Source organism: Alteromonas sp. CH_MED4-4, assembly GCF_037029575.1.
GTDB lineage: Bacteria > Pseudomonadota > Gammaproteobacteria > Enterobacterales > Alteromonadaceae > Alteromonas > Alteromonas macleodii.
The window spans coordinates 26,999-53,382 of sequence record NZ_JAYMEU010000020.1; the positions used below are offsets into that span (position 1 = coordinate 26,999).

At 45.3% G+C, this 26,384-nt stretch carries 23 protein-coding genes and 1 pseudogene; 10 read left to right on the forward strand and 14 right to left on the reverse strand.

Translation table 11 applies throughout. From position 1 onward, the window contains the following. Positions 1 to 38: 38 nt before the first annotated feature. Complete coding sequence (locus tag WA381_RS14090; protein WP_014951082.1) at positions 39 to 398, reverse strand: DUF2237 family protein; 360 nt, start codon at positions 396 to 398, stop codon at positions 39 to 41. A gap of 164 nt (positions 399 to 562) precedes the next feature. Between WA381_RS14090 and ubiG the strand changes: the two genes are divergently transcribed. From ubiG to WA381_RS14115, 5 genes are all read left to right on the forward strand, one after another. Further along, the gene (gene ubiG, locus WA381_RS14095; RefSeq protein WP_101566195.1) at positions 563 to 1,315 is read left to right on the forward strand and encodes a bifunctional 2-polyprenyl-6-hydroxyphenol methylase/3-demethylubiquinol 3-O-methyltransferase UbiG; all 753 of its coding nucleotides are present in this window, start codon (positions 563 to 565) and stop codon (positions 1,313 to 1,315) included. Between the two features lie 249 nt (positions 1,316 to 1,564). Further along, positions 1,565 to 2,554 carry an esterase/lipase family protein gene (locus WA381_RS14100; protein ID WP_101566193.1) on the forward strand — a complete coding sequence of 330 codons (990 nt, stop codon included), beginning with the start codon at positions 1,565 to 1,567 and terminating at the stop codon, positions 2,552 to 2,554. Then, a complete protein-coding gene (locus tag WA381_RS14105) occupies positions 2,554 to 3,552 on the forward strand; it encodes a lipase secretion chaperone (RefSeq protein ID WP_101566191.1) in 999 nt (332 codons plus the stop codon). Before WA381_RS14100 ends, WA381_RS14105 begins: the two co-directional genes overlap by 1 nt. A 189-nt stretch (positions 3,553 to 3,741) precedes the next feature. After that, positions 3,742 to 4,350 (forward strand): glutathione S-transferase family protein, encoded by a 609-nt coding sequence (locus WA381_RS14110; RefSeq protein ID WP_014951078.1) that lies wholly within the window; start codon positions 3,742 to 3,744, stop codon positions 4,348 to 4,350. Continuing rightward, positions 4,350 to 5,009, forward strand: a complete 660-nt coding sequence (locus tag WA381_RS14115) for a glutathione S-transferase family protein (protein ID WP_014951077.1) — start codon at positions 4,350 to 4,352, stop codon at positions 5,007 to 5,009. The genes WA381_RS14110 and WA381_RS14115 overlap by 1 nt, the downstream gene beginning before the upstream one ends. Here the strand turns inward: WA381_RS14115 and WA381_RS14120 are convergent. Further along, positions 4,999 to 5,901, reverse strand: coding sequence for a LysR family transcriptional regulator (locus WA381_RS14120; protein ID WP_039229262.1), 903 nt, complete (start codon positions 5,899 to 5,901; stop codon positions 4,999 to 5,001). The genes WA381_RS14115 and WA381_RS14120 overlap by 11 nt on opposite strands. A 118-nt stretch (positions 5,902 to 6,019) precedes the next feature. Here WA381_RS14120 and WA381_RS14125 point away from each other — a divergent pair, with 118 nt between their 5' ends. Beyond that, on the forward strand, positions 6,020 to 6,766 hold the full coding sequence (locus WA381_RS14125; RefSeq protein ID WP_156078946.1) for a hypothetical protein: 747 nt from the start codon (positions 6,020 to 6,022) through the stop codon (positions 6,764 to 6,766). A 25-nt stretch (positions 6,767 to 6,791) separates the two neighbouring features. Here WA381_RS14125 and WA381_RS14130 read toward each other — a convergent pair whose 3' ends face one another. Continuing rightward, positions 6,792 to 7,700, reverse strand: coding sequence for a homocysteine S-methyltransferase family protein (locus tag WA381_RS14130; RefSeq protein WP_101566187.1), 909 nt, complete (start codon positions 7,698 to 7,700; stop codon positions 6,792 to 6,794). Positions 7,701 to 7,736: 36 nt separating this feature from the next. Then, positions 7,737 to 8,909 carry an ROK family transcriptional regulator gene (locus WA381_RS14135; protein ID WP_101566185.1) on the reverse strand — a complete coding sequence of 391 codons (1,173 nt, stop codon included), beginning with the start codon at positions 8,907 to 8,909 and terminating at the stop codon, positions 7,737 to 7,739. Between the two features lie 285 nt (positions 8,910 to 9,194). Between WA381_RS14135 and WA381_RS14140 the strand changes: the two genes are divergently transcribed. Next, positions 9,195 to 10,163, forward strand: a complete 969-nt coding sequence (locus tag WA381_RS14140) for a carbohydrate kinase family protein (RefSeq protein WP_014951072.1) — start codon at positions 9,195 to 9,197, stop codon at positions 10,161 to 10,163. A gap of 101 nt (positions 10,164 to 10,264) precedes the next feature. Here the strand turns inward: WA381_RS14140 and efpL are convergent, their stop codons facing one another. From efpL to WA381_RS14165, 5 genes are all read right to left on the reverse strand, one after another. Next, on the reverse strand, positions 10,265 to 10,840 hold the full coding sequence (gene efpL / locus WA381_RS14145; RefSeq protein WP_014951071.1) for an elongation factor P-like protein EfpL: 576 nt from the start codon (positions 10,838 to 10,840) through the stop codon (positions 10,265 to 10,267). Between the two features lie 102 nt (positions 10,841 to 10,942). Beyond that, the gene (locus WA381_RS14150; protein ID WP_156078945.1) at positions 10,943 to 12,628 is read right to left on the reverse strand and encodes a cisplatin damage response ATP-dependent DNA ligase; all 1,686 of its coding nucleotides are present in this window, start codon (positions 12,626 to 12,628) and stop codon (positions 10,943 to 10,945) included. Continuing rightward, complete coding sequence (locus WA381_RS14155) at positions 12,628 to 13,644, reverse strand: ligase-associated DNA damage response exonuclease (RefSeq protein ID WP_041693872.1); 1,017 nt, start codon at positions 13,642 to 13,644, stop codon at positions 12,628 to 12,630. The genes WA381_RS14150 and WA381_RS14155 overlap by 1 nt, the downstream gene beginning before the upstream one ends. 274 nt (positions 13,645 to 13,918) lie before the next feature. Then, positions 13,919 to 14,860: a transporter substrate-binding domain-containing protein gene (locus tag WA381_RS14160; protein ID WP_231506583.1), complete on the reverse strand. Its 942-nt coding sequence runs from the start codon at positions 14,858 to 14,860 to the stop codon at positions 13,919 to 13,921. 140 nt (positions 14,861 to 15,000) lie between these two features. Next, positions 15,001 to 16,179 carry a DUF418 domain-containing protein gene (locus WA381_RS14165; protein WP_156078944.1) on the reverse strand — a complete coding sequence of 393 codons (1,179 nt, stop codon included), beginning with the start codon at positions 16,177 to 16,179 and terminating at the stop codon, positions 15,001 to 15,003. Positions 16,180 to 16,402: 223 nt separating this feature from the next. Between WA381_RS14165 and WA381_RS14170 the strand changes: the two genes are divergently transcribed. Together WA381_RS14170 and pdeM are read left to right on the forward strand one after the other, a co-directional pair. Continuing rightward, entirely contained in the window at positions 16,403 to 18,982 is a 2,580-nt protein-coding gene (locus tag WA381_RS14170; protein ID WP_156078943.1) for a ligase-associated DNA damage response DEXH box helicase, read from the forward strand. Positions 18,983 to 19,166: 184 nt separating this feature from the next. Beyond that, on the forward strand, positions 19,167 to 19,871 hold the full coding sequence (gene pdeM / locus WA381_RS14175) for a ligase-associated DNA damage response endonuclease PdeM (protein ID WP_156078942.1): 705 nt from the start codon (positions 19,167 to 19,169) through the stop codon (positions 19,869 to 19,871). A 144-nt stretch (positions 19,872 to 20,015) separates the two neighbouring features. Here the strand turns inward: pdeM and WA381_RS14180 are convergent, their stop codons facing one another. The 3 genes from WA381_RS14180 to folM form a co-directional block, all read right to left on the reverse strand. Then, positions 20,016 to 20,909 carry a carbon-nitrogen hydrolase gene (locus WA381_RS14180; protein WP_039229281.1) on the reverse strand — a complete coding sequence of 298 codons (894 nt, stop codon included), beginning with the start codon at positions 20,907 to 20,909 and terminating at the stop codon, positions 20,016 to 20,018. After that, the gene (locus WA381_RS14185) at positions 20,896 to 21,960 is read right to left on the reverse strand and encodes an agmatine deiminase family protein (protein WP_156087078.1); all 1,065 of its coding nucleotides are present in this window, start codon (positions 21,958 to 21,960) and stop codon (positions 20,896 to 20,898) included. Before WA381_RS14185 ends, WA381_RS14180 begins: the two co-directional genes overlap by 14 nt. A gap of 148 nt (positions 21,961 to 22,108) precedes the next feature. After that, a complete protein-coding gene (gene folM / locus WA381_RS14190; RefSeq protein WP_156087076.1) occupies positions 22,109 to 22,816 on the reverse strand; it encodes a dihydromonapterin reductase in 708 nt (235 codons plus the stop codon). Positions 22,817 to 22,977: 161 nt separating this feature from the next. On the opposite strand from folM, the gene folE reads away from it, so the two are divergent. Beyond that, positions 22,978 to 23,661 carry a GTP cyclohydrolase I FolE gene (folE, locus tag WA381_RS14195; RefSeq protein ID WP_156087074.1) on the forward strand — a complete coding sequence of 228 codons (684 nt, stop codon included), beginning with the start codon at positions 22,978 to 22,980 and terminating at the stop codon, positions 23,659 to 23,661. Between the two features lie 100 nt (positions 23,662 to 23,761). Here the strand turns inward: folE and WA381_RS14200 are convergent, their stop codons facing one another. Next, entirely contained in the window at positions 23,762 to 23,989 is a 228-nt protein-coding gene (locus WA381_RS14200) for a hypothetical protein (RefSeq protein WP_230598813.1), read from the reverse strand. 338 nt (positions 23,990 to 24,327) lie between these two features. After that, positions 24,328 to 26,276, reverse strand: a pseudogene (locus WA381_RS14205) (alpha-amylase family glycosyl hydrolase). Positions 26,277 to 26,384 lie beyond the last annotated feature (108 nt).

A 26,384-nucleotide genomic window follows, 5' to 3' on the forward strand; every position in this document is an offset into this window, starting at 1 on the left:
CGAATATAAGCATTCGAGGGCGAGGCGGCAGGTTTAGATTAATCTGCCGCGTACTCTTCTAGCAGTGAAAGTGGAATAATGTCTAACGCTTTTTCATGTGTGGCTTCCAAGCGTACTTTCGGCGCTACACCTGCCTCATAGGCTTGTAGCCAGCGAGCGGCACACAAACACCATCTGTCACCTGCTAACAGGCCAGGAAATGTCATACTAGGCCACGGCGTGATGAGGTCGTTGCCTTGTCGTAGCGAAAACTGAAGAAATTCGTCAGTGACAACCGCGCATACGCTGTGATTACCCACATCAGCGTCTGGTACATAGCAAAACCCTTCTCGCGTAAATCCAGTATTTCCACAGCATAGCTGGAGTGGGCGTCCATAAACATTTTTTGCGTTCGCCAAAATCAGAACCCTCTTTTACAACGTATGGTTTAATAGGTATGTCTTATTCAAATCGCCAAGTAGCGAATTTAGGATGAATAGAACCTTATCTATCCACCTTATGACCCTGCTCGACAAGGGTCAACAATAAGCGCTACGGTAACTACGTTTTAAGGTAAAAAATCGTGCTCGATAAAAGCAAAAAAACAGGCGACAGTAACTTTTCTGAACAAGAGATTGCGCGCTTCGATGCGCTGGCTGACTCTTGGTGGGACCCAGAAGGCAAATACAAAACCGCGCTGGATTTTAATCGGGCAAGACTAAACGTTATAAAAGCACAAATAGAAAATCATTTCGGTCAGGGCAACTTGCCTCCCGATTATTCCGCCTTATCAGTGATAGATATTGGCAGTGGCGGTGGGCTAATAAGCGAACCGCTAGCAAAATTAGGCGCTCAAGTTACGGGAATAGATGCCAGTGCGGTGAGCGTAGAAGTGGCAAGGCGCCATGCTCAAAATACAGGAGTAAAGGTAGACTATCAGCATAAACTCTCAAGCGAGGTAGTAGAAGAAGGTCGGCAATATGATGTGGTAATTAACGCCGAAGTTGTTGAGCACGTGCCTGACCAGCAGCAGCTTATGCGCGAGTGCGCAAGTTTGGTTAAGCCGGGTGGCCTCCTGATTTTGGCGACGCTGAACCGCACGCTGAAAAGTTATGTTGTTGCCATAGTGGGAGCGGAATACGTAATGCGCTACTTACCAATAGGAACCCATGACTGGAAGAAATTTGTTAAGCCCTGCGAATTAAAACGCTGGATTGGAAATGAGTTTACCCTTAAGTATCAGGTCGGTATGAGGCTAAACCCACTTAAAGGAGAGTGGCTAACCACTTCGAGCCTAGCGGTAAACTACATTCAAGCATATTCCAAACATAAATAAGCGACTATAAGTGTTATTTATGTCCTGTATGTTTAGTGCAAATGGTATGGGTTAACATACTTCATACCTGACGCTATCTTTCTGAATTAACTGACTAATAGTAACTAACTCCGTCGAAAATTTGCCTATACACAGTAAAAGCCTTTATTAAAGATTTCACACAAAGGTTGATCTTTACATGGTGTTTACATAATTATAACAAAGGTCTGACCACAGACCACATATAACCATAATTATGGGACACACTCGATGACACTATATAACCACTTACGCTCTATAAGAATACGCTCTACAAAACCATGGCTCGGTAAATTCGCCGTGTTATTAGCTTTGTTCAGTATGACATTAGGCTTGTCTGGCCAAGCCTACGCTGGCACCTACGCAAAAACCAAGCACCCTATTGTGTTAGTTCACGGTCTGTTTGGGTTCGAAGATATCTTATTTGTTGATTATTTCTATAAGGTACCGCACAAACTTAGCCGAAACGGCGCTGTTGTCTATATCGCAGAGGTCTCACCAGCAAACTCGACCGAAGTCCGCGGTGAACAGTTACTCGATTACATTGATGAAGTTCTGGCGCTATCAGGAGCTGACAAAGTGAATTTAATTGGACACAGTCACGGTGGTCCAACGGCACGTTACGCCGCAAGCGTTGCCCCAGATAAGGTTGCTTCGGTAAGTTCAGTTGCCGGCGTAAACTGGGGAAGCAAAGTGGCAGATGAACTACGAGACGCTTTTTCTGAAGGTTCAGTGGGCGAGGGTGCTGCGGGCGTTGTAGTTAATGCGTTCGCCAATATCATCGAGATTGCCTCTGGGTCAGATCCGCGAGACAAACCTACAGATTCAATCGCTGCGCTTAATTCATTGTCTACGTCTGGCTCTGTTGCTTTCAATCAAAAATATCCAGAAGGGATGCCTACTGCCTACTGCCGCAACGATGGAAAAATGTTGGCTGAAAATGGCGTGTACTATTTCTCGTGGAGCGGAGGCAGAACTTACACCAATGCACTTGATGTAGTTGACCCATTCTTAGCTATTACTGGCACCGCATTCAAAGAGCCAAACGATGGGCTAGTATCGACCTGTAGTTCTCATTTAGGCAAAGTACTTAAAGACAACTATAAAATGAACCACCTTGATGAAGTCAACCAGAGCTTTGGCATAACGCACTGGTTTGAAACCGACCCAGTTGACGTTTTTGTTCGTCAGGCTAACCGACTGAAAGGCTTAGGACTGTAGTGGAGAAGCGTCAATTACGCCGTGTTTTTCCAATACTAGGAGGGCTGCTCGCCCTCTTAGTATTCGGTGCTATTCTTTACAACCAGTTAGCGTCTGAATCCCAAACCTCTAATTCAGAAATTTTCAGTCAACGCTCATCCTTAGGTGAACAAGCGAAAGCCGGAGAATATGAGTTAGAAGGAGGCGGTGCAGTACATCAAGTAACTGATGTAGGTAGTCATCGGGATAGTGACACTGATATTGCAGCTGATCTCATTCCCTTTGAACTCAATTACTCGACCAAAGACGCTTTCGATCGCTTCGTATTTGCACGCACCTCAGAAGTGCCGCAAGCAGTGAAACTTGCCTACACAACCCATGCTCATGAAGTATTCACACTCAGCACGCAAGGTGACGCAATCGACTTATTTGCCCGGTATGTCGATTACAAAGTAGCGCTGTCTTTGGTTGAATTGGACGTCGACCTTGCCAGTCACAGCTTGCAGGATGTGTCGTTTAAGCTAGATGAGCGAGAGGAAATTAGACGAACTTACTTTAATAATACTGAATATCACTATCTGTTTAGTCAAGAAGCGCAGGTAGATGAGGCGGCGCTAGCACGTTTAAGTGTTGCCCAAGAAAACACCTTATCCAGAGACGAAAGAAAGGCCCTTATCGTCGAGTCAATTAAAGCGGGAAACTCCGCCGAACGTGAAGCCTTCCAGCCCACGCTTAATATGCATCGAATAAACGAAATAAAAAACAACCACAGCACTATTAACGATCGCTATAACGCAGTGGCGGCTGAATTTGGTAGCGAAGTTGCAGAACGCTTTTCCAAAACATGGGCACAACAAGCTCAGTGGCAAAACAGAATTGCCGAATACAAAACATTCCGCGATAACTTGGTCCAGCAATCTCTTGATTCAAACGCAATAGAAAAAGCACTGCAAGAGTATCAATCTGCCCATTTTACTGACAATGAAATAAAGCGTCTTAAAGTACTCACAGCGCTGTAGCTGCATCTAGATAGAGCTGGTTCAAGACCTGCAACTGGTTAATTATCTGCGAAAAACACAGAGGTATAACCATAAAGGCGCTGAATAGTATGAGTCATATACAGAGTGATTTGAAAGCGTACTGCACAGTTACTAATCTTGGGTTATTACAATTCCTGACTAATCACCATAAGGCCCGTAATCATCATTATGAAAATCTACGAAACAAAGACTGCGCCCAACCCACGTCGAGTACGAATGTTTTTGGCTGAGAAGGGCATTGACGTTGACTACGTTCAGGTCGACATTCAAAAGGGTGAAAATCTAACTGCGGAAATGCGCGCGAAGAACCCGCTGGGAAAGATACCTATTTTAGAGCTTGATGACGGCACCTGTATTGCCGAAACCGATGCCATTTGTACGTATTTTGAAGCACTGCAGCCAGAGCCACCGCTAATGGGAACAACGCCCGTTGAAAAAGCGACTATTTCTATGTGGCAACGACAAGTAGAGTTCGCGTTTATGATGCAAATTGGTATGTGTTTTCAACATACTACAGGCTACTTTAAAGATCGTATGACGCCGGTTCCTGAATTCGGTAAGGAAGCGGGTATTAATGCGTCGAAATATTTGAACATTTTAGAGCGTCGACTTGGTGTTAAAGAGTTTATTGCTGGTGACACCTTTTCTATTGCTGATATAACCGCGTTATGCGCTATGGATTTCGCCCGTGTGGTAAAAATTCGTATGACTGACGAGCATGTCAATCTGGCGCGCTGGTATGAGGCGGTAAGTAACAGAGAGAGTGCAAAAGCCTAATGATAGATTTATACACCGCAGCCACACCGAACGGTTGGAAAGCGTCGGTAGCGCTTGAAGAAATGGGGCTTGAATACACCGCCCATGCCGTAAACCTGATGAAGGGAGAGCAGAAAACTCCTGAATTTTTGGCAATGAACCCCAATGGCCGCATTCCTGTAATTGTGGATAGAGAAGCCGACGGTCACATCGTGTTTGAGTCTGGCGCTATCATGATTTATCTCGCAGAAAAAAGCGGTATGTTTTTACCCTCCGACGCAAAGCGAAAAAGCCAGGTTTTACAGTGGGTCATGTTTCAGATGGGAGGCATAGGCCCAATGATGGGCCAAGCTAATGTGTTCCACCGCTACCTAGAAGAAAAAATTCCAGTGGCGATAGCACGTTATCAGAACGAAGTACGCCGCCTATTTACTGTGCTTGATGGGAGGCTAGAAAATCGAGAGTATTTGGTCGACGACTACAGTATTGCTGACATGGCGAACTGGTGTTGGGTGCGTACCTATGAATGGTCTGGTGTAAGCATAGAAGGGTTAGACAACTTAACCCGTTGGAAAAACAGTATTGAAGCGAGGCCAGCCGCACGGCGTGGAGTGGAAGTCCCTAATAAAATTGACAGAGAAGCACTGATCAAAGGGGCTAAAAATGTTGTTACGAAATAGCGCTTTTAACTGAGTCGACAAACCGGTTGAGCCATCCCGATGCCATGCTAGGTTTGTAAACAAGTTCGAAGTGCTCCGTATGATAAAAGTCATAACCTAATACATCGACGCTAGTAAGGTTATGGCTTTTTGCTATGAAGTCAGGCACGTAGGCCAAGGCCAGTCCTTGTCGAACAATGGATATCAGCGTGCCAAAATCATTACATCGATAGCGAATTGAGCGGGGCACTTTGTCGTCTCTCCATCCATCAGAACCGATGCCGCGTTTTATTCCACAAAAGGGCGAAACATCAGGGCAGGCGAATGCGTAACCGTACAAACTTTGACTTGTTAATGCGCCGTTCTTTGCTTCAGTTACCGCAGCGTGGTTTTCCGCTGCAGCGACCACATATGTAGACGAACCTAGCGATATATGATGAAGAGAAGGGTCTTTCTCTCGTTCTTCCATCGCAAAAGAGGTGGCAATAGCGAGATCGCTTCCTCCTTTTGACACACTATCCAGCGCTTTACCTTCCCAACAAGCATTAATATTTACGTGAAAGTGAGTTTGTAAAAAAGAGGGCTTGGAAAGCAACGTAGGTAAGTAGTATTGAAGCAATAGCGATGGGCCAGCAACTGTAACGTTGTATACAGCAGTACTTCCTCTAAACTCACTGAGCGCTTGATCGGCTTCGTGCACAAGATGAGTGGCATAAAGCAGAAATTTGTTACCCCGTTGGTTGAGTCGAATATGTTTACCTACTCGGTCAAATACTTGCACCTCCAATTTATGCTCTATGCGCTTTACTACTTTAGACAACGCGCCTGTGGTCACTGATAAATGCTGGGACGCCTTGTTCAAGTTCTCATATTGCGCAACAACAATAAATTTTCTTAAGTCTTCAATATCCATAAGTGCATCGCTAAATTGCTTCCAATTGGGAATTAATTGAATCTTAATTGTAGCTTAACTGTATGTGAATTGAATGTCAGTATTGCCACAGTAGCCTTTCAAACATACTTGCCGCCTTATGAAATATCTCTATCTTACTGCTTTATATATATTCGTGACTTTCATTAATACACCCGCCTCCAGTGCGAATGTCGTCGGCCGCGAGTTAGCGCCAGTTGCCACGACACACGCTAATCACGATAAAGTTGGATCTCACGGAATGGTAGTGTTTTCCGATGGTACCGATCTCTACGCTAGTCATCTGCCGCTATACTACTCGCCACACGATTATCAACTTATCTACAAGATAGACAGTTCATATAAAGCGCTAGTTCTTGAGTCTTTAGATCTGGATCACGCTGGCGCTTTTTCTCAGAGCAGCATGGTTACACTGTTGCCGGCTATTTTTGATTTAAATAAGCTCATTAATGGCGAGCAATTTTCTATTCCTGCGGAATTCTTTAAGGGGCACTTTGAACGAGGCGGTAATCAGTGGCTAAGTGAATCGAAACTGACATTCGTTGAGTTGCTGTTTAAACGCCGAGTGTCAAAACAGTATAAACGGCAACTCGCCGATGTAGATGCCCCTAATGATCCGAGCGCTAATTCATGGTCAATCATTGAGCTTGGCGATAGTCAACTGTACGTTCATAGTATTGGTACACGCCCTTCTTATGATGCGTTAATACTCGTAAAAGGATGTAGCGAACCAGCGATAAAACCAACGGAAACGCATGTGCCTAGTGTGGAGCAGCTCAATGCGGCGTTTGCAGTATGCGACTTATACTCACTATTGTATTTCGAAACACAGGACTTTGCGCTGTAAAGCTAGCCACGTCTATTTAGTACTTTTATTGACCAAAAACGTCGCTGATGGCTTTAATATGTTCAGGGCCGATACCACAGCAGCCCCCGATGATGGTTGCGCCAGCAGCCACCCAAGTCTTAACGTATTCAACATAGCGGGCGGGGGTTATATCGTCACGTATTTCGGAAAGTAGCGCGTTGGCCGCGTGTGTACGTTTTCTCTCAGAAAAGCTATTTGCATAAGCGCCAATATTAATCGAAGCATTTAAACTTCGCGTTATTGAAATAGCGTCTTCCATCTCTTCGGGCTGCGAGCAATTGAAAAGTACGCTCTGTACTTCGCTCAATAATGACTCTATCTCACTTAGCAGCTCACCTGAGCGCAATGTCACAGGCTCGTTAGATGTTTCTCGATTACTAACGGAGAATGACAGCCATATAGGCAGTGAAGAGTGCTGTTTTATAAGTGACACCACGGCTTTAGCTTCTTCTACCGAACTTGCAGTTTCAATCAACCAAACATCAACATAGGGCTCCTGGGCTTTAATAAGCGGGGTGAGAATGTCGGCTACACGGCTCGCATCAAATAAATCCGGGCGGTAAGAACCAAAAGCTGGAGGAACGCTACCCGCGACAAATCGCCTCTTGTCACCATCGCTCTTTAGTGCGTTTACTGCACCTCGAGCGAGTTCGGCCGCATTCTGAGCGAGAGTAAAAGCCTGCTCCCTAAATGTATTTTCCCCAATATGAAAAGGTACAAGCGCATAGGCGTTAGTGGTAATAACGCAGGCACCAGCTTCAAGAAAACGTTTGTGCACATCACTTACTAATTCTGGTGTTTGCATTAGTGCCAGTGCTGACCACTCTGGCTGCTTAAAGGGCGCACCTGTCTTTTTCAGCTCTCGCCCCATGCCGCCATCTAAAATTAAAATGTCATGCATTCCTTCTTTCATGCTGCCCAAAGCCAAACCTTTTGAGATGTGAGATGATTAGTAATAATTTGCCTGAAGGGCTAGGTTTGCACTTCCAATGGATTGCGCTTTTCTGCCTACAAGACCTTCGCTTATGTGTACCTGAGCAAGGCCACGCATATCAAGCGTCTCCATCGCGGTTTGCGTATGCGCGACCAATGCGTTTTTGACATCATCAGGAATTGCGCCATCTATGATTACGCCGTCTAGGTCTAACAAGCTCATTGCACATTGAGTCGCAAAGGCCAATCCTCTGGCGGTTTCGCTTAACCAGTCTTCTATTGAGTGCGTGTCACAAGACCAGTGGGATGGCGATTCATAAATATGCTGACCGTTGTGCCCAGCGTCGTTTAGCTTTCTTTCCAGCAAATAAAGTGAAGACTGGGTTATTAGCTGGCTTTGTGTACTGCCATTGTAAAAGGGTAAAGAGCCAATGGCCCCAGCGTTGCCTGTTTTTCCATTAACTAACTGGTTATTGAGTACCAGGCCACCGCCTAAGAATGTGCCAACAAAGATGTAAAGAAAACTATTGTAGTTTTGGGAATTACCGAAAGACATCTCTGCGCTGCACGCTGCTCCAGCATCATTTTTTATAAAAACAGGCAGTGATAATAAATCTTCCAACGCCGCCTGTGGATTAAACTCTCTCCACTCTTCCAATTCAGTTTTTGGGGCTCCGGCTTCTTCTGCCCAACTCCAAATTTCGAAGGGCATAGCAACGCCTAAACCTCGGATTAGGCGCTGTTGGTCGGTATCCAAATTTTTAATGAGTACATTGAAAGCACGTTTTGCAAAGGTAAGCAGATTGCTTACGGTCGGGTAGGCAAACTTCTCGTGAAGTGTTGCTCTTACATTGCCTTTCAAGTCGAGTAACGTCATATCGAAACTTCGTCGACCTACTTTCAGCCCTATACCAAACGCGCCGTTTTCATTTAGACCAAACGGCACCTTGGGCTGGCCTACTCCGCCTTTGATTGGCTTTAGTCGCCTTACCAGGCCGTCAGCCTCTAGTTTTTTAATGATCACTGTCGCTGATTGTGCAGACAGCCCCGTTAACTGTGCTATTTCAGCTTTAGGCAATGAAGAACGTTGGCGAATTAGGGTAAGGATATCCCGTTCATTCGCTGAGCGGCTATCAAGCAATGTAGGTGCTTTTTGTGATGGCAGGTGAAAGGCCGATTCAGTATTCAATGTATTTACAATCTATCGTTTTAAGAAGCTAGAGTGTAATAACAACCTAGCCGTGTATCAAATTTAAGAAATGGTGTAGGTACTTGTTCAGACATAACTTTATTCGACAGTACTAGGTCAACCCTATCACACCCGTTGATTTTTGCGCAAAAGGTTAAATCAATTAGGTTGATTTAATTGATTCTTTCGACAATACTATGCCCCAATTAATTAACGATTCGTTAACCTTGCGCGAACTGTGCATAGGTAAGCTGCAATTTTTAAATTCTGTTAAGTGAGGCTGGTATGAAGATTTTATGTTTAGGTGAAGTGCTAATTGATATGTTAAGCCAAGGTGCTGCGCCCAAAGATGGCAACATACCAGCAATGAAACCTTTCCAGCCCTACGCGGGTGGTGCACCTGCTAATGTGGCAGTCGCTGTAGCTCAGCTAGGTGGTGAGAGTGCGATGGTCTCGAAAGTAGGTGACGATACTTTTGGCGCGTTTCTTAAAGAAATGCTAGAGCATTACAAAGTAAACACTGACTTCGTGTGGACTACACAAGAAGGTAATACGGCTCTGGCATTTGTAAACTTGGATGCAGACGGCGAACGCTCTTTTGATTTTTATGTTGATAATGCCGCGCATAAACACATTTCAGAGCAAGATTTGTCGACGATAGATTGTGATAAAAATACAGTGCTTCATTTTTGCTCAGGTTCTATTTCAGGCCCTGAACTTATTCCTGGTACCGAGTTTATTCTGAACAAGGCGAAGGAAAACGGCATGATGGTTTGTTTGGATATTAACTATCGCCCAGCGTTTTGGGATGACACAGCGAATGCGCCGTCACGTATAGATGAAGCTGCAAAGAAAGTGTCTGTTTTAAAGGCTAGCCGAGAAGAACTCGCAGAGCTATATGGCGAAGAAAATGCTGATACAAAGGTTCAGCAGTGGTTAGATAGTGGCGTTAAAGTGGTGCTAGTCACCGATGGTGGTGAGCCCATTCACTATATTACCAAGTCCTTCAGCGGCACGTTAGCGTCACCTAAAATGGATGTAAAAGACACGACGGCAGCGGGTGACTCTTTTATTGGTGGCTTCTTATATTTCCTATCTACAAAAGTGAAAAGCGCTGATGACTTCGACGCGTGGGCGGAGAACTTCGAGAATGTAAGCGAAGCTACGGAATTTGCTATCCGCTGTGGTGCTTACACGGTAACGCAGTATGGTGCATTTAGCGCATTGCCAACGCAGGCTAATATCGCTAAATAAGTATCGATTATCTTAAGATAAACAAAAGGGTTCAAAATGAACCCTTTTTTCTTCAATCGCTGCGCACCGGCAAAGGTGGCGTCAGCTGATGTATTGGTTGCTTAGTGCTTATCCGCTCTACTTTGGAACTTGCGTTCCTCGGTGTTTACCTTAATCCATTCGCCAGTGCTGATGTATTCAGGCACCTGTACAACCAGTCCGGTTGAAAGCGTGGCAGGCTTGGTTCGAGACGTAGCAGAGGCGCCTTTAATAGATGGGTCTGTCTCAACAACTTCAAGCTCTACGCTCATTGGCAAATCTAACGCTACTGGCACTTCACTTACGATAACCACCTGAATACCGTCGGTGTCTTCATTAATGAATAGCGCCTCATTTTCAATACTTTCTTTGTTCAAGTGATAAGGCGTGTAGTCTTCCTTATCCATGAAAATGTATTCGTCACCATCAACATAAGAAAACATTGCCGGACGACGAATTAAATCAGCCATATCTAATGTGTCTGAGTCTTTAAATGTTTCGTCGTACTTAGCACCTGTGACGACGTCATACATGCGCATGCGATAAATGCTGCCACCTGCACGACCTTGGGGTACAGAGCGCTCTATATCTCTAACTATGCAGGTCTTACCGTCAAATACCACGGTGTTATTCTTTTTGATTTCACTAGCCTTAGGCATGGCGATTTCCTATTTTTATGTTCTTCAGGCAATCCGCCCGAGGTCATCTGTAAAACTTCATTTTCAGCGATTTTTTCTTACTTAGGAAGTATTTTTACGTGGTTAGTTTTCGATTAACGCTTTAACGTTGGTTAGCGTGTCAGCTTCGGCGGCTGGTTTATCCCAACGAATACGGTGAATGCGAGGAAAGCGCAGCGCTACCCCCGATTTATGTCTTGAAGAAGGATGGACCGCGTCGAAAGCCACTTCTAACACCAGATCTTTCTTTACCTCCCGCACAGGACCAAAGCGTCCCACTGCATTGCGCCGTACCCAGTTGTCTAGCTTCTTAAGTTCTTCGTCGGTAAATCCAGAATATGCTTTTCCTATTGGCAGAAGTTGGTCGTCTTCCCATGCACCGAACGTGTAATCGGAATAGAAGCTCGATCGTTTCCCGTGCCCTCGCTGTGCGTACATCATTACCGCATCAACCACCAGCGGGTCGCGCTTCCACTTGAACCATTCCCCTTTGGGACGGCCGGGGATGTACTCGCTATCTAAGCGCTTTATCATCAACCCTTCCACCGCGCGATTTTGACAAACGCGGGCATGAAGTTCACGAAGGCTTTTAGGAGAGCTCGCAGAAAGGGTTTCCGATAAAAACAAGCGCTCGCTTTTGTTATGGTTAAACCATTCGTGGAGCGCCTGGCGACGTTCCTTCAACGTTTTCTCAGTTAAATCTTTGCCATCTAGCACCAAGGCATCGTAGACAATAAGTCCAACAGGTGAAGACGCTTGCAGTGCTTTACTTGGCTTTTTCTTGTTGAGGCGTTGCTGAAGTGCATTGAATGTGTCGACATTCGGCTGTGAAGCCATAGCGTCATAAGCGTCGCCTTTTACGTTATGAATAACCAGTAGTTCACCGTCTAGCACCATATTTCCTTTTACCGTTTCAAGTAGATCGGGAAAAGAATGGCTAATGTCATCTCCTGTGCGTGAGAAAAGCGCCTTATCCGGCGTCTCTTCATCTATTGTTTGCCCTTTTTTGTTATCGTTCTGGTCTTTTCTTGTGGCGCATTTACTGGCAATAGGCTCCGATTTAACAGCAAGCTGAACGCGAATACCGTCGTACTTGTTTTCAATTTGCCACGTGTTTTCCGTAAAAGCATCAATATCGCTGTCCTCAATAGGGTGGGAGAGCATCACGGGGTGGAAAGTAACTGCATTTTCAATGTCAGGTTTGTCAGCTTTGCCTTCTAGCCAAGCAAGCATGTCGGTGTAGGGTGGTGTAACCGCGTGCCACAGCGTTTCAATTTCTTTGATATCTTTATTGCCATAATCGGCCAGTATTTGTTTAATGGAGCGAGCCGACACGCCTATGCGCAATCCGCGGGTGCCAAGTTTCAATAAAGCCCAGCGCTGTGCAGGGGTCATTATCGTCAGGTAGTTGGCTAGCGTTTCCGACACCTTCTGTTTACTCACAGACGCAAAGGTTTCTACGACTTCAGTAAGACTTGGAAGATTATCCGTAGGTTCACTGTAAGGCCATAAATGCGCCACGGTTTCGCTAACCTCTCCCACATAATCGTAGCTCATTGCAAAAAGCGCAGAGTCAGTGTGTTCGGTAATGAGCTTTTTCACAGTGTTACGCTTAAAAAAATCGAATCGCAACGTACCGGCCATAGCGGCTATAGCCCAGCCACGATCAGGGTCAGGTGTGTTGGCAATGTAATCAGCAATGAGTTGCGCTTTGGCTTTGTTTCCCGACGTGTAATAAAGTTGCTCAAGCAAATTACTAAATGCTTTCATTAGTCGCCTCCTTGCTCTTCTTCATCGTAGCCGACAAGCGATAATGCCCTAGCTTTGAACCCCATTTTTTCAGCTTGATACATTAACGCGTCCTCTCTACCGTGGGTCACCCATACTTCTTTGGGATTCACTTCTTCAATGGTTTGTAATAATTCTGGCCAATCGCAGTGATCGGAAATAATAAGCGGTAGTTCGGCATTTCTTTGCTTCGCACGGGCGCGAATTTGCATCCAGCCAGACGCCATAACAGGGCGCACATTGGGTAAGCTTCTCGACCACCTGTCGGCCAATGCCGAGGGGGGCGCTAATACAATCTCACCTGCCAGTGCTTTTTTATCTGCGACGTCGGATACAGGAATTAAAGCGCCTAGACTTATTCCAAGCTGTTCATATAAATCGCATAGCTTTAGCTGCGCACCATGTAAGTAGATGGGCTTTTCGTACCCCGCTTCACGTAGCGCTAAAATAACCCTCTGGCATTTCCCTAGGGCATACGCACCAACAAGGTGGCATCGTTCGGGAAAAACACGTAATGAGTGAAGGAGCTTATCTATTTCGTGCTCTATAGGTGGATGTTTAAATACAGGAAGGCCAAAAGTGGCCTCGGTAATCAATACATCGCAAGGGACAACTTCAAACGGCGGGCAGGTAGGATCGTGGCGACGTTTGTAGTCGCCGGAAACTACAACGCGATAACCTGCATATTCGATAAGAATTTGAGTAGAGCCTAAGATATGTCCGGCGGGGAAAAAGGTTACCTTAACATCATTAAATGTTACTGACTCACCCAGCGTAACAGCGTGGTGTTGTGAGGCCATATCATCGCCATAGCGGGTTTTCATAATAGCTAGCGTCTCTGCGCTGGCATAGACACTGTGGTGGCCGGCGCGCGCATGGTCGGCGTGGCCGTGAGTAACAAGTGCGGTTGACACTTCATTCATAGGGTCGATATAAAACTGGCCTGGCTCGCAATACAGGCCAGTGTCGTCAGCTTTTAGCCACGTTGATGGATGCACTACGCATAATTTCCACGAAATAAACAATGCTCTTACTACGTAGTGAGTACCTAAAATCGACCATTTGATATTCGTTCGTTGAGGATTTTTGCGAACTGTAAAGCGCTTAAGCACTTTGTTTGTCGCAGTAGATATGGACTTGGATACAGCTTCAGAAGAGGCACTTTAAAAGTCTCTCACTTTACATGTGCGGTTGAATCAATGGAGTACTTTCCTTGATGAGAAGTAACACTGATAAGAATGCTGTAGTCTTATAACGTGCTATTCGAGCTACCTATTGTACAACCTCAAGTTGTTGGGCTTCTGATGCTGTTGCCTCGAGCGTCGCTTCGGAGAGGTGTGGATTATTAAGTTTAAGTACGGTTCTCTCTGAAAGCTTCAGCGCTTTTTCAATATCATTAAAACTAATGTATTTTTCAAATAACGCGGCGAAGCTTCCGTCTTGTCGAGCAATATTTAATCCCCGTTCTATGCGCTGCGCTAATTCAGGTTTCGATTGTGAAACGAAGAAGAACATGTAAGACGGGTAATACAATAAAACTGAAGGCTCTATGATAATGTCTGGGTCGTTTAGTGATTTCGCCTCTACCACCGCCTCATGAGCCGCACGTGGAAAGTAATCAATTCTACCAGCCTTTAAAAGCTCAATGATAATGTCGTAATTACTGGTTCCTAACGTAGTAAATCCGTTGTGCTCTAGAATCTGAAAATCGGGCCAGTCGTGACCTTGACCTGCAACAAACCGCTTTAGATCAGGCGCGCTACGAACATTGTTAAACTCACGTAAAGTATTTTGGCGGATCAAAGAGACGCGATAGCCCATGATTCCGTTCAATAGAGGAACCCGCACCGGAATGGCTTGCTGTTCACGTAGTTTTGACGTCACTGTCCAAAAAACGTCAATTCCCCCTTCTTGGTTTAGTTGGCGCAGAACGCGTTCTTGAACCAAGTTACCGCTACTCTCTACGAGATATGTTGGTTTAATAGGATTTTCTGTTTTGCTGAGCGCTAATTTAAGCAATGCAGAGTAATAGGCATGAGAGGCATAGTCGAGCTCACTACTTTCGACTATCTTAACTTCGTAACTGCTAGGGGCGAGCTGTGATGTTTGCGCACTGTCCAACACACTTCCAAAAGCTTCTTGACAGAAAAGGTGCCAAATTATCATCACCGCTACTATTGAAAATAGCCCTACTCGACGTCGATTTTGTATCATGCCTATTTACCTCAATGGCTAAGGAAAAGCCATTGGACCTGCTAACCTTTAACATTGAGTAAAGCTTAGCTGGCCTACTTATTTAGGTTACGTTTACCGTTCAGTATAGACACAATTTTCAAGATGCAAGCGAAATGGCCTCAGGTGAGCTGCTCTACTTCATCATGTTTCAATTTTTGCTTTTTGTGAAAACTGCGCAAATACATTTTTCGCCATAGGGCTTCAAAGGGACCTTGGTTGAAGCGCTTAGTAATGGCGTTCGCCAAAATAACTTGTACTGCGGTAAAGGCAATGGTGACCAGAAGCAAATCAAGCAACGTTACGCTGTAAATAAAGTTCGGAAAATAAGCGGGCATGACGATGCGAAATAGCACAGCGAGTGCTATTGATTGGGTTAAGTAGAGGGTGAACGCAACTTTGCCGCAGTTTATAAGCGACTGATACCACCACGCCGCAGTATGTCTTATATTTATCAATAGGTGAGCGTATACCAAAGCACAGAAAATGGCTGGAATGCTAGTGAACATGGGAATCACATCTAATGTTACCTGTTCGAATAAAAATTGCGGAAGTGCAGTAATGATGGATGTGACGATAGCAACCAATACTAACTTCTTAAATAGTAGTGACGAGAAGCCGTGATTGAAAAAGCCTGCTCTATACAAATAAGCGCCAAACATCATAAGCCCCATAGACTGCCACAGCATAGTGAATGGCGCGACAATAACCGTAGACAGCATAAACGATGCTTGAATACCAAGTTGCGTTAAGTAGCCGCTTTGCCACAAGGCCACTTCTTCGTTAAATGTTTCATTGGGTCGCGTTGGCAGTTCAGCCCCCATGTCGAACACAAACGCCATGACGAGCCCACCAACTAACATAATTGCGCTTCCCACAATAAGGTAATGAATACTTTTCTTTTTGAGTTCATCTTGAGGGAGCGTGAAGTGTTTTAAAATAAAAAATGCGCACAGGCTGTAATAAAGCAAGATGTCGCCGCTGAAAATAAATACGCCATGCAGTAGCCCAAATACAAACAGCCACTTGAGTCTGGCTTGTGAGAAATCTAAAAAATGGTGTCCGCGCTTTTCACAGGCCTCAAATTGAATTGCCAGACCTGCACCAAACAACAAGCAGAACAGAGAGCGAAATCGTCCATCCAAAAACAGCGTGTTAAAAAGTGAAATAACCGTGTCTGATAATAGCGGCTCTTCAAAAAATGCATAGTTAGCGTAACCGTTTTGGTGAAACGTAATGTTCATGAATAAGATGCCAAGAATGGCTAAACCTCTAACGGCGTCTATTGAATGAATTCGCATGTACGGTCCTTGTAAGAAAATCGCTAATTCGTGAAGCTTAAGAAGGTCAAAAACTCTGCGCTGAAGTTTACGCTAAGAAAATGCATAAGGTCGAAGTGAAAAGTGTATCTAAACATTAAACGCGCTGAGGATGATTACATTGTGCATCTATCGTAAGGCGTGACAAGTAAACCTAACCAAGGTTTTGCCGTATAAGTGCTAAAAGTATTAACAAGAACCATCAATGACTCCACTTCCTTCAGTCTTTGCCCATTGGTTTGAACAAAAAGGCTGGCAACTACGCGATTATCAACACACCATGCTTGTGGAGAAAGACCAGCATGACTGTACATTATTGATTGCGCCAACCGGCGCTGGCAAAACCCTGTCGGGCTTTTTACCTAGCCTAGTCGAACTTGCAGAGACATTTGGTATGAGTGAACTTGCAGAGATGTCGGAAAATGGGGAGCTTGTTAAGAAGACCGGAACCAGTGAACAAGCCGAAACAAAAGCAATAAACAAACAGGCAACAAAAGGAAAAGAAAAGGATGGGTTCAACGGCCTACATACCCTTTACATATCGCCGCTGAAAGCCCTCACGCAAGATATTCATCGTAATTTGTTACAGCCCATTGAAGAGATGGCGCTGCCTATAACGGCAGAAACACGCACAGGCGATACGCCCTCACACAAGCGCCAGCGTCAACGTAAAAAGCCGCCAAACATCCTGCTTACCACACCAGAATCGCTCATGCTGATGTTGAGCTACGCCGATGCCGATAAGCTTTTTGGCAAGCTTAAACGCGTGATCATCGACGAAACGCACAGTTTAATGGCCAACAAGCGCGGAGACTTTCTTTCACTCGCCCTCGCGCGGTTAAGCGTTCTATCACCGCATTGTAAGCGTATTGGCTTATCAGCCACCGTGGCATTTCCCGAAACGCTAGGTGCGTGGCTGGCTGGCAGTGACGGTGTAGCTAATATTGTAAAAGTGAAAGCGGGTGAAAAACCTAAGGTGGAAATGCTGCACTCTAAAGCGCGCATGCCTTTTGGCGGCTTTATGGCTCGCTACGCCATCGATGATATTTACCAGGCCATTGAAAACGCCAAAACCACACTGGTTTTTGTGAATACGCGAGCTCAGTCAGAGCTGTTGTTTCAAATGCTGTGGGAGGCAAACAAGGCTGCGCTACCCATTGCCCTTTATCACGGCAGCTTGAGCAAAGAGCAGCGTCGTAAGACCGAAGCCATGATGGCAAGCGGCATGCTGAGGGCAATTGTATGTACGTCGGCCTTGGAGTTAGGTATCGACTGGGGTGATGTAGACAAGGTCATACAAGTTGGCGCACCTAAAGGTGTAAGCAGGCTGCTGCAAAGGATAGGGCGAGCAAACCACAGGCTCGACGAGCCAAGTGAAGCGTTGCTCGTACCGGCAAACCGTTTTGAAGCGCTGGAATGTCAGGCGGCGATCACCGCTATTGAAAAAGGGGAGCTAGACGGGGAAAGCCCACAGCCAGGGGCACTGGACATTGTCCCGCAATTTATATTGAACTGCTTGTGTAGTAGGGCTGATAGCCCAGATACCTTGTATCAAGAGATACTTACCGCCACGCCATATCAAGGGTTGGATAGAGATGATTTCGATAAGCTGTGGCAGTTTACTCAAGACGGCGGCAGTGCGCTTAATGCGTATGAGAGATATCAACGCCTCACAAAAAACGACGATGGCACTTACTCGCCAGCGAATCGGCGGGTTATTCAACGGCACAGACAAAATATCGGCACAATCGTTGAAGCGGGTCGGCTTAAAGTAAAGCGTATACGAAGAGGAAACCAGGGCAAGATTATAGGTGAAGTAGAAGAGTATTTCGCCCAGCAGCTAACGCCCGGAGACACCTTCTATTTTGCAGGAGAAGTATTGCGTTTTGAGGCTATTCGCGACATGCAGCTACACGCTAAGCCTGCAAAAGCAAAAGAGCCGAAAATACCAAGCTATGCGGGTGGCCAAATGCCGCTATCTACTTACTTGGCGGAAGGGGTACGGGCAATTTTGGCTACTCAGAAATCATGGAGAGCACTGCCTGCACAGGTACAAGAGTGGCTTAAACTTCAACAGGCGTTTTCTCAATTGCCTAGTCCTGACAACGTGCTTGTAGAACAATTTCCGTTTAGACAGGCGCACTATACCTTGTACTACACCTTCGACGGACGCAAAGCGAACCAAACCTTAGGTATGTTGCTAACGCGACGAATGGAAAAAATGGGCATTAAGCCTTTAAGCTTCAGCGTGACCGATTACGGATTATCGGTGGCTTCAGTAAACGCCATCACACAAGGGCAGCTCCAGCAGCTATTCCAGCCAGATATTTTAGGGGACGAGTTAGAAGACTGGATGTTGCAGGCACCTATGCTTAAGCGCTCGTTCAGGCAAGTGGCGGTGGTGAGTGGGCTCACTGAACAGCGCTATCACGCCAGCCAAAAAACCATGAAGCAGGTCACGTTCTCCACGGACCTTATTTACGATACGTTGCGTGAACATGACCGCGACCATATCTTACTTAAAGTAGCGCGGGCCGATGCAGAACGTGAGCTACTTGATTTACGGCGACTCGCTAATTTACTTATTCGCTATGTAGATTCAGCGATATTAGTGAATCTTGAAAAGCCGTCGCCCATGGCCATTCCAATAGTGCTGGATGTGCGTAGTGAACAAGTGAAAGGCGCTGGAGCACAGGCGATCATCGAGCAAGCTAATTTATATGCAGAAGCTGAAACCATGTTAGATGAAGTTCGTGCATTGTTATCGGGGGCTAGCGTTGAATAACGTGAAGATAAACACGACCTGTAGGCTTCGCTTTAATACCTTGGCGATGTACTTCACGCCTGACACCTTGCTCAACTAACAAGAGCGGTCAGAATGCGGAAGCTTGAAGCGTAGTCCCGCAAAATTAACGAGCGGTTTCAAACCGATAATAAAAACTCACAAACGAAGAGCAAAAGAGGAAATTTTGGCAATAAGCGATGCTTGGCTAACCGAAAAAGTAAGCCAGCGCCACATCACTATTACAAAATATGCAGACTACTTGTGGCTGTTAGACGCGCGCGGTGTGACGTATTTACCCGCATGCGATTGGCTTATAGTGTCTGATCTCCACTTAGAAAAAGGCAGTTATTTACGCAGTTATGCGAACCCGCTGCCGAGTTTAGATTCCACTGCCACGTTAACGCGGTTAGAAAGTATCATCGAAGATTACAAGCCACTGCGAGTTATCAGCTTAGGTGACAGCTTTCACGATAAACACAGCATGTCGCGCATGACCACTGAGGACCGTCAGCACTTATGCAGATTAGTTGATAGTGTGAACGAGTGGATGTGGGTAGAAGGTAATCATGACCCAGATTTACCCGACGGCATACCGGGTACGCCGTGTTTTGAAATAGTGTTAGATAATATAGTATTTAGACACGAAGTAGAAACGAGTGAAACTCGTGCTCAGGTTATTGGCCATTATCACCCCAAAAAGCGCACAACCATTACTCGCCGCCGTTACTCAGGCAAATGCTTTACTAACAACGAAAATGTATTTGTGATGCCAGCCTTTGGTCAGTTCACTGGTGGGCTAGATATAGATGAAGAGGTAATGCTAACGCTTCTGCCTAAACGCTCACGACAGGTATTCATGCTCTACGACAACATTATATTTAAAGTATGAACCACCAAAATGGGGTCAGAGTACATTTCCACCGCGGCAGAATTAAAAAAGGGGTCAGAGTACATTTTGTGACATAGATTTGTCTCGGAAAATGTACACTGACCCCATTGTTTCAAATAATGTACTCTGACCCCATTATTCGGGTTAGTCGCGCCAGCGCTTGGTTAGTTCGTCGTAGGCGTCTATGCGGCGGTCGCGGAAGTAAGGCCAAATGCGCTTCACCTGTTCGGTACGTTCCATATCAAGCTCTACGGTTAGCGTGGTTTCACCTTCAGCTTCGGCTTTGGCCAAAATCTCACCTTGCGGGCCTGCTACAAAGCTTTGTCCCCAGAACTGAATACCTGGATCACCTTCAACAGGTGACGCTTCAAATCCAGTGCGGTTTGCCACGATAACCGGTACTGAGTTTGCCACAGCGTGAGAGCGCTGAATGGTTTCCCATGCACCATGCTGACGGGTACGTTCTTCTTCTGTGTCAGTTAAATCCCAGCCGATTGCGGTAGGGTAGAACAACAAGTCCGCACCTGCCATCGCCATTAGGCGCGCCGCTTCTGGATACCACTGGTCCCAACACACCAATACGCCAAGTTTACCTACGCTGGTTTCAATAGGCGTGAAGCCCATATCGCCCGGTGTGAAGTAAAACTTCTCGTAAAAGCCTGGGTCATCAGGAATATGCATTTTACGATATTTGCCCGCAATTTCTTTACTGCGGTCGAACACGACTGCGGTGTTGTGATACAAACCTGAACCGCGCTTTTCAAATAAAGATGTCACCAACACGATATTGTGTTTTTCGGCTAGTTCACCAAAAAATTCTGTCGCAGGTCCAGGAATTGGTTCAGCCAAATCAAAGGCGTCAGTATCTTCTTGCTGGCAAAAATACAGGGTGCTGTGTAGTTCTTGAAGCAAAATACACTCGCATCCTTCAGCGGCTAATTTGGCAATTTGCTCGGCACTTTTATTCCAGTTCGTTGCTTTATCGTTATCGGCAACGGCCTGTTGTACCAGACCCACTTTTAGCTTAGCTGGGCGCATGTAATGACACTCCTTTCTTTAAGGTGGTGATAATCGAATCTTTTAATGTATTTCTGGGAACCTGCATGGAAATGCAATGCAAGCTGCCGTATTGTCTTACGAGTACACTGCAATCGATTGGTTCAACAATATGATTGGGATGTGCTCTTTGTACAGTCTCAATGGCTTCTGCGTCTTCCTCTTCACCGTAAACAGGCAATAATATTGCGTTGTTACAAATTAAGTAATTTGCGTACGATGCCGGCAGGCGATCCCCTTCGTCATTTACAATATTAGGCAGCGGCAGATGAAACTGTTCATGCTCAGGCAGCTCAAGGGCGCACTCGTCGCACAACGCTTTCAACCCTTCAAAATGACTGTCATTAGGACGGTTGTTACACGCCTGGATCACTAGGCCTTTGTTCGGCGTGAAACGCACTAATGTGTCGATGTGACCGTCAGTATCATCGCCTTCTAAATGACCATGCTGCAAAATAGTAACTTTGCAGCAGCCTAGCATATCTTTAAATGCATCTTCGTAAGCGCTTAGCGACATATCACCATTACGCTCAGGGTTAAGTAAACACTGGGCAGTACTTAATAGGTGTCCGTCTTCATCAATTTCCAGCGCGCCACCTTCTGCCACAATTGGGCTGCTGCGAAGTACAGATTTACACATGCTGGCAAGATAACGCTGATTCGCCAGATTATCTTCAGCGGCGTTAAACTTATTGCCCCAACCGTTAAAGCGAAATTCTACCGGCGAGCCATTGCCTTCACTGTCTTTACACGTGATGAAGCCGTAGTCGCGCATCCATGTGTCGTTAAATGAGGCCGGAACAATAAGCACTCGAGCGTTCTCTGGTAAACGAGAATTAAGATCGTCTACGTCACTCGGCGCACATAATAAAATCACACCCGCATCGTTGCGGTTTACTGCAGCAATCACGTTCAGATACGTCGCTCTCGCGTTTTCTAACCATGGAGCCCAGTCGGTTTGCGCATGAGGCCACGCTAACATAACAGCATCAATGTTATGCCATTCAGGCGCCATAGTACGGTTGCCGTGCATAGTAAAATTCCAAATAGCTACGAAATAGGGTTCGGATTATAGCCATGCCTCAGCATGAGACCAAGGCAAATGGCGATGAAATTAATTGGCGGTGACGATTACTTTAAGCCATGAGGACAACTGAAATGACAGAAAAAAGGGGCAGTCTTTATTTTAAATGCCGCCCACCGTTGAGGTGAAGGGTTTGCCCTGTCACATAGTCACTATCAAATAAATAGTTCACGGCTTTCACGGCCTCTTGCTCCCCCGGTACTATCTCTAACAGTGATTTTTCTAACGCTTTTTGCTTATAAGCTTCGTCATCACCCTCATTGAACATAAGCAAAGCTGGGGCAATGCTATTTACTTTTACCTTTGGTGCGAGCTTCTTAGCAAATGATAGGGTCAGGTTGTGCAGGGCTGCCTTACTTGCCGCATAAGCCATGTGTTTCTCGCTGCCTGTTTCTTGAACGTAGTCAGTCATATGAATAATGTCAGACTGAACGTCGCAATCACAAAGAGCCTTTTCAAGTGCCAAGTTTATGCGGTAAGGGGCAACAGCATGGACCAACATCATTCGTTCAATCAAGCTATGCTTGTCATGGTTATCTTTTTCTTGCGCCCAATCTGACGCGTTGTGGATCACCGCTCGATAGGTTTTACTGATTGCCTTAATCTCATCAATTGCTCGATCAATAGCCGCCTCAGTGCTAAAATCCGCCTGTAAGACTGTAGCACCTTTATCCTCAAGCATTGAAATACTTGGACGAAGTGTTCGATAAGTCACGACAACGTGGTGGCCCTGGTCAAGTAAACTATTGGCCATAGCTAAGCCTAAACGTTGACTTGCGCCTGTAATTAACACAGGTGAATTCAAGATGATGTCCTTCTTTCGTAAAAGGTAACGGTTTTATTATTCTGTGCCAAATGCACAGTCGGTAGCAATGACATTAAATAAAAGTCATGTTGCCAAGTAATCGATCTGTAACGAACTCATGCTCGTACAAGATCAAAAAAGAAGTAACTACGGATAAAGTAATGTTAGTAAAAGAAGCGGTAATTGTGCGCGACGCACTAGACCCCTCTATTTCAGAGCCAGCACAACGTGTACGAGAAGCATTAGAAGCTAAAGGTTTAGAAACACCTATGGTGGCTAATGGTCTTACTGACGAGCAAAAGCGCAAACGAATTGAAAGTGCTATGCGTGACGTAATGGACACGCTTGGCCTTGATCTAACTGACGACAGTTTGTGTGATACGCCCACGCGAATCGCTAAAATGTATGTTAATGAAATCTTCGGTGGATTGGACTACCGCAAATTTCCTAAGATTACTGCCATTGAAAACAAGATGCATATTGACCAGCCTGTACAGGTATCTGATATAAGCCTGACCAGCACCTGCGAACACCACTTTGTTACTATTGATGGCACGGCAACCGTTTCTTATATTCCAAAAGATACAGTAATCGGCCTTTCAAAGATTAACCGTCTTGTGGGTTTCTTTGCTCAACGTCCACAGGTACAAGAGCGTTTAACTCAACAAGTGTTAGTTGCGTTGCAGACGTTGACCAATACTGAAGACGTAGCGGTGAGCATTAACGCCACGCACTATTGCGTTAAGGCGAGAGGGATCCGTGATACTAATTCATATACGAAAACGTCTGCGCTCGGCGGCCGTTTCCTTACTGATAATGAATTGAAACGAGAGTTCTTTCGGTAGTTGATGGTTGTTTGTTTCGGAACTTTATTCAAGAACTTTAAAAGCCGCTCATGAAGCGGCTTTTTGTTTGCTAACATTTTGCTACGCTTTCCAACGCGCTTTATTTGATAACAAGCTCTGCATCCAGTGAATCGACAATCAAATTGATACGGCCACCAATACCATCGGCCGCCGTTAAACTGAGTACTTTGTTACAGCACCCACAAGATTCATGCTGTTCGTGATACATGTCGCGAACTGTTTCTAGCTGGAAGTCATTTATTGCGCCGCAATACGGGCACATGTATTCCAAAGCACTATCACTTTGCATCGTTTTATCCGTTACCATGTTAAACATATCCATATGACATAAGTCGAATCCCGCTGTGTAATACCTCTGCGTGAAGCAAGAAACAAACCACACACAACAAGAAGAGTGCTACTTCCGCGTCAATCAGTTTGAAAGCCAGTCAAACACAGGCCAAGCTACCAAAGTTATGCGGAAGCTACGTGAACTATCTATTCACTATAAAAAGTATAGTGGGTATTTATTGGTGTGCCTGTGAAAAAATGACTTATTCGATAAGTCACTGGCAGTAAAGATAATTAATTTGGCGACTAAGCTGCGGATAACTTGCTAACCACTTTTCAAACAGCAATTAGCAAGATATGACGAAAGCTCGAGCTCTAATCAGTAAGAAGCCACATTTGTTGAAAAGGCTCAAGCAATAGTGGTGACCCATTCATTTCGACCGTTTCATCAGTTAGCAAATCTCGGCTTGATGCGCCCTTTAGTGTTGCCAAAAGGCTACGCTGAATGGTCTGAGGGTGCTCACTGAAGTTACATATCACAAGAAGCTTGTGACCCTGTGTATTTTCCCGAAGAAAAGCAAAGCAATGATGGTTATCGGCATCTAAAATTTGGGTGCTAGATTGCCCGAAAATCGCATTCTGCTTTCTAATTGCTATCATTTTGCGCAATCCGCTAAACACGCGAAGGCTCGCAGTCTCTGTAGGGTTGGCAGGCGGCGTGTTTCCTAGCGCCAATTCTGTATCTGCGCGGGTAACAGCAATTCGGTTTACCCATCTGTCGTCGTGCTTTTTGGTGTCATCAAATCGATAGCTGTAGTCATTAAGCTTGCCTACTTCATCACTTGAGTAAAGTAGCGGAATACCTCAATGCTAAAGGTGATACCGTAAAGCAGCATCATTCGTTTCACAGCGTCATCAATGCCTTTTGAATCGTTGGATTTAAGTGCGCCTTCTAGCCCACATAAAGAGGCCAGTGAACCACACACACGACAATCGCCGTTAGAAGGGTTTTCAGCAAACGGCACGCCGTTGGCAAAACTTCCTTCAAAACGACCGGTATAAAATTGATTAAGAAAATGGCGGTGATCGAATGCGTTAATACCCAGTTCGTTGGCTACCACGTCGTCGAAGGTCCATCCTATATCGTCGTGGCATCGCACGTAGTTCACCCATGTGCAGTTCTCAGAAATAGAGAAGCTCTTTTTCATTGAGCGCGTAAGCAAACGGGTTTTACGCGTGGCTAACGAATTCCATAGCAGTGCCATTAGCAAAGGGTTGTAGGATAGCTGACACTCATCTTTGTCGATGTACTTAAGTACTTCGTCAGGGTGCACGATGGCTTCTGACTTAAAGACCACGGCAGGCGCTACAATTTGTAAGCAACAGTTGAACGCTTGTATAAGAACGTGGGCCTTTTCCTGATTTTCGCAGTTAGTACCGAGCTCTTTCCAAATAAAGGCCAACGCATCTAAACGCAATGCAGCGCTACCTATATTGGCAAGAAACAACATTTCAGACGTGATAGCGTTAAACACCTCAGGATTACTGTAGTTTAAATCCCATTGAAAGCTGTTAAATGTCGTCCATACCCATTTTTCTATCTGTTCATTAAAGGTAAAGCTACCTCTTCTTACCTGGGGAAATATTTCTCTTAAAGTATGTTCGTACTGATCGGGAATGGTTCTGTCATCGAAAAGGTAGTAGTAGTCTTGAAACTGCTTCTCACCAGCCAGTGCAGCTTTCGCCCAAGCGTGCTCGTCAGAGGTATGATTGAACACAAAGTCGAGAACAAGATTTATTCCCTCTTTCTGAAGTGCTGAAGCAAGCTTTTCCAGGTTTTTCACTGTGCCTAGCGTTGGATTAACCTTGCGATAATCCGACACAGCATATCCTCCATCGCTATCCCCTTTGGGCGCATCGTATAAAGGCATTAAGTGCACATAGGTAACGCCTAAAGACTTAAAGTAGGGAATTTTGTCATGCAAGTCATTCAGAGTGGGACCCATCAGGTCAACATAACAGGCCATGCCGACTTGCTGTTCATCGCGATACCAAAGCGGGTTTTTTAACCTTTCATTATCAAGCTTTTTGAGGGCTGGTTTACGGCTTTTTAACCCGTCTCTTAATATTTCAACCAGTTTTTGTAAATGAAAGTAGCAGTCATACTGGTGCCCATAAACGTAGGTATATTTGTCAAAAAGACGAGGAAAATGTTCCTTCAAGCGACGCGTAAAAGTTGTTGCATCTTTCTTACTTAGGCCAGATAAATCGGTTGATGCCAAGATTCGGTCTAAACATACACCACTGTCAGCAGCATAGCTCATAGAAAACTCCAAAGTGCGACGCTTAGGTGCGTCATACAACCTATCCTAATTAACAGGTTTACAGGCTTTTTAAATTCTGTTAACTTTTATCTTAAACGATTAAGCTCA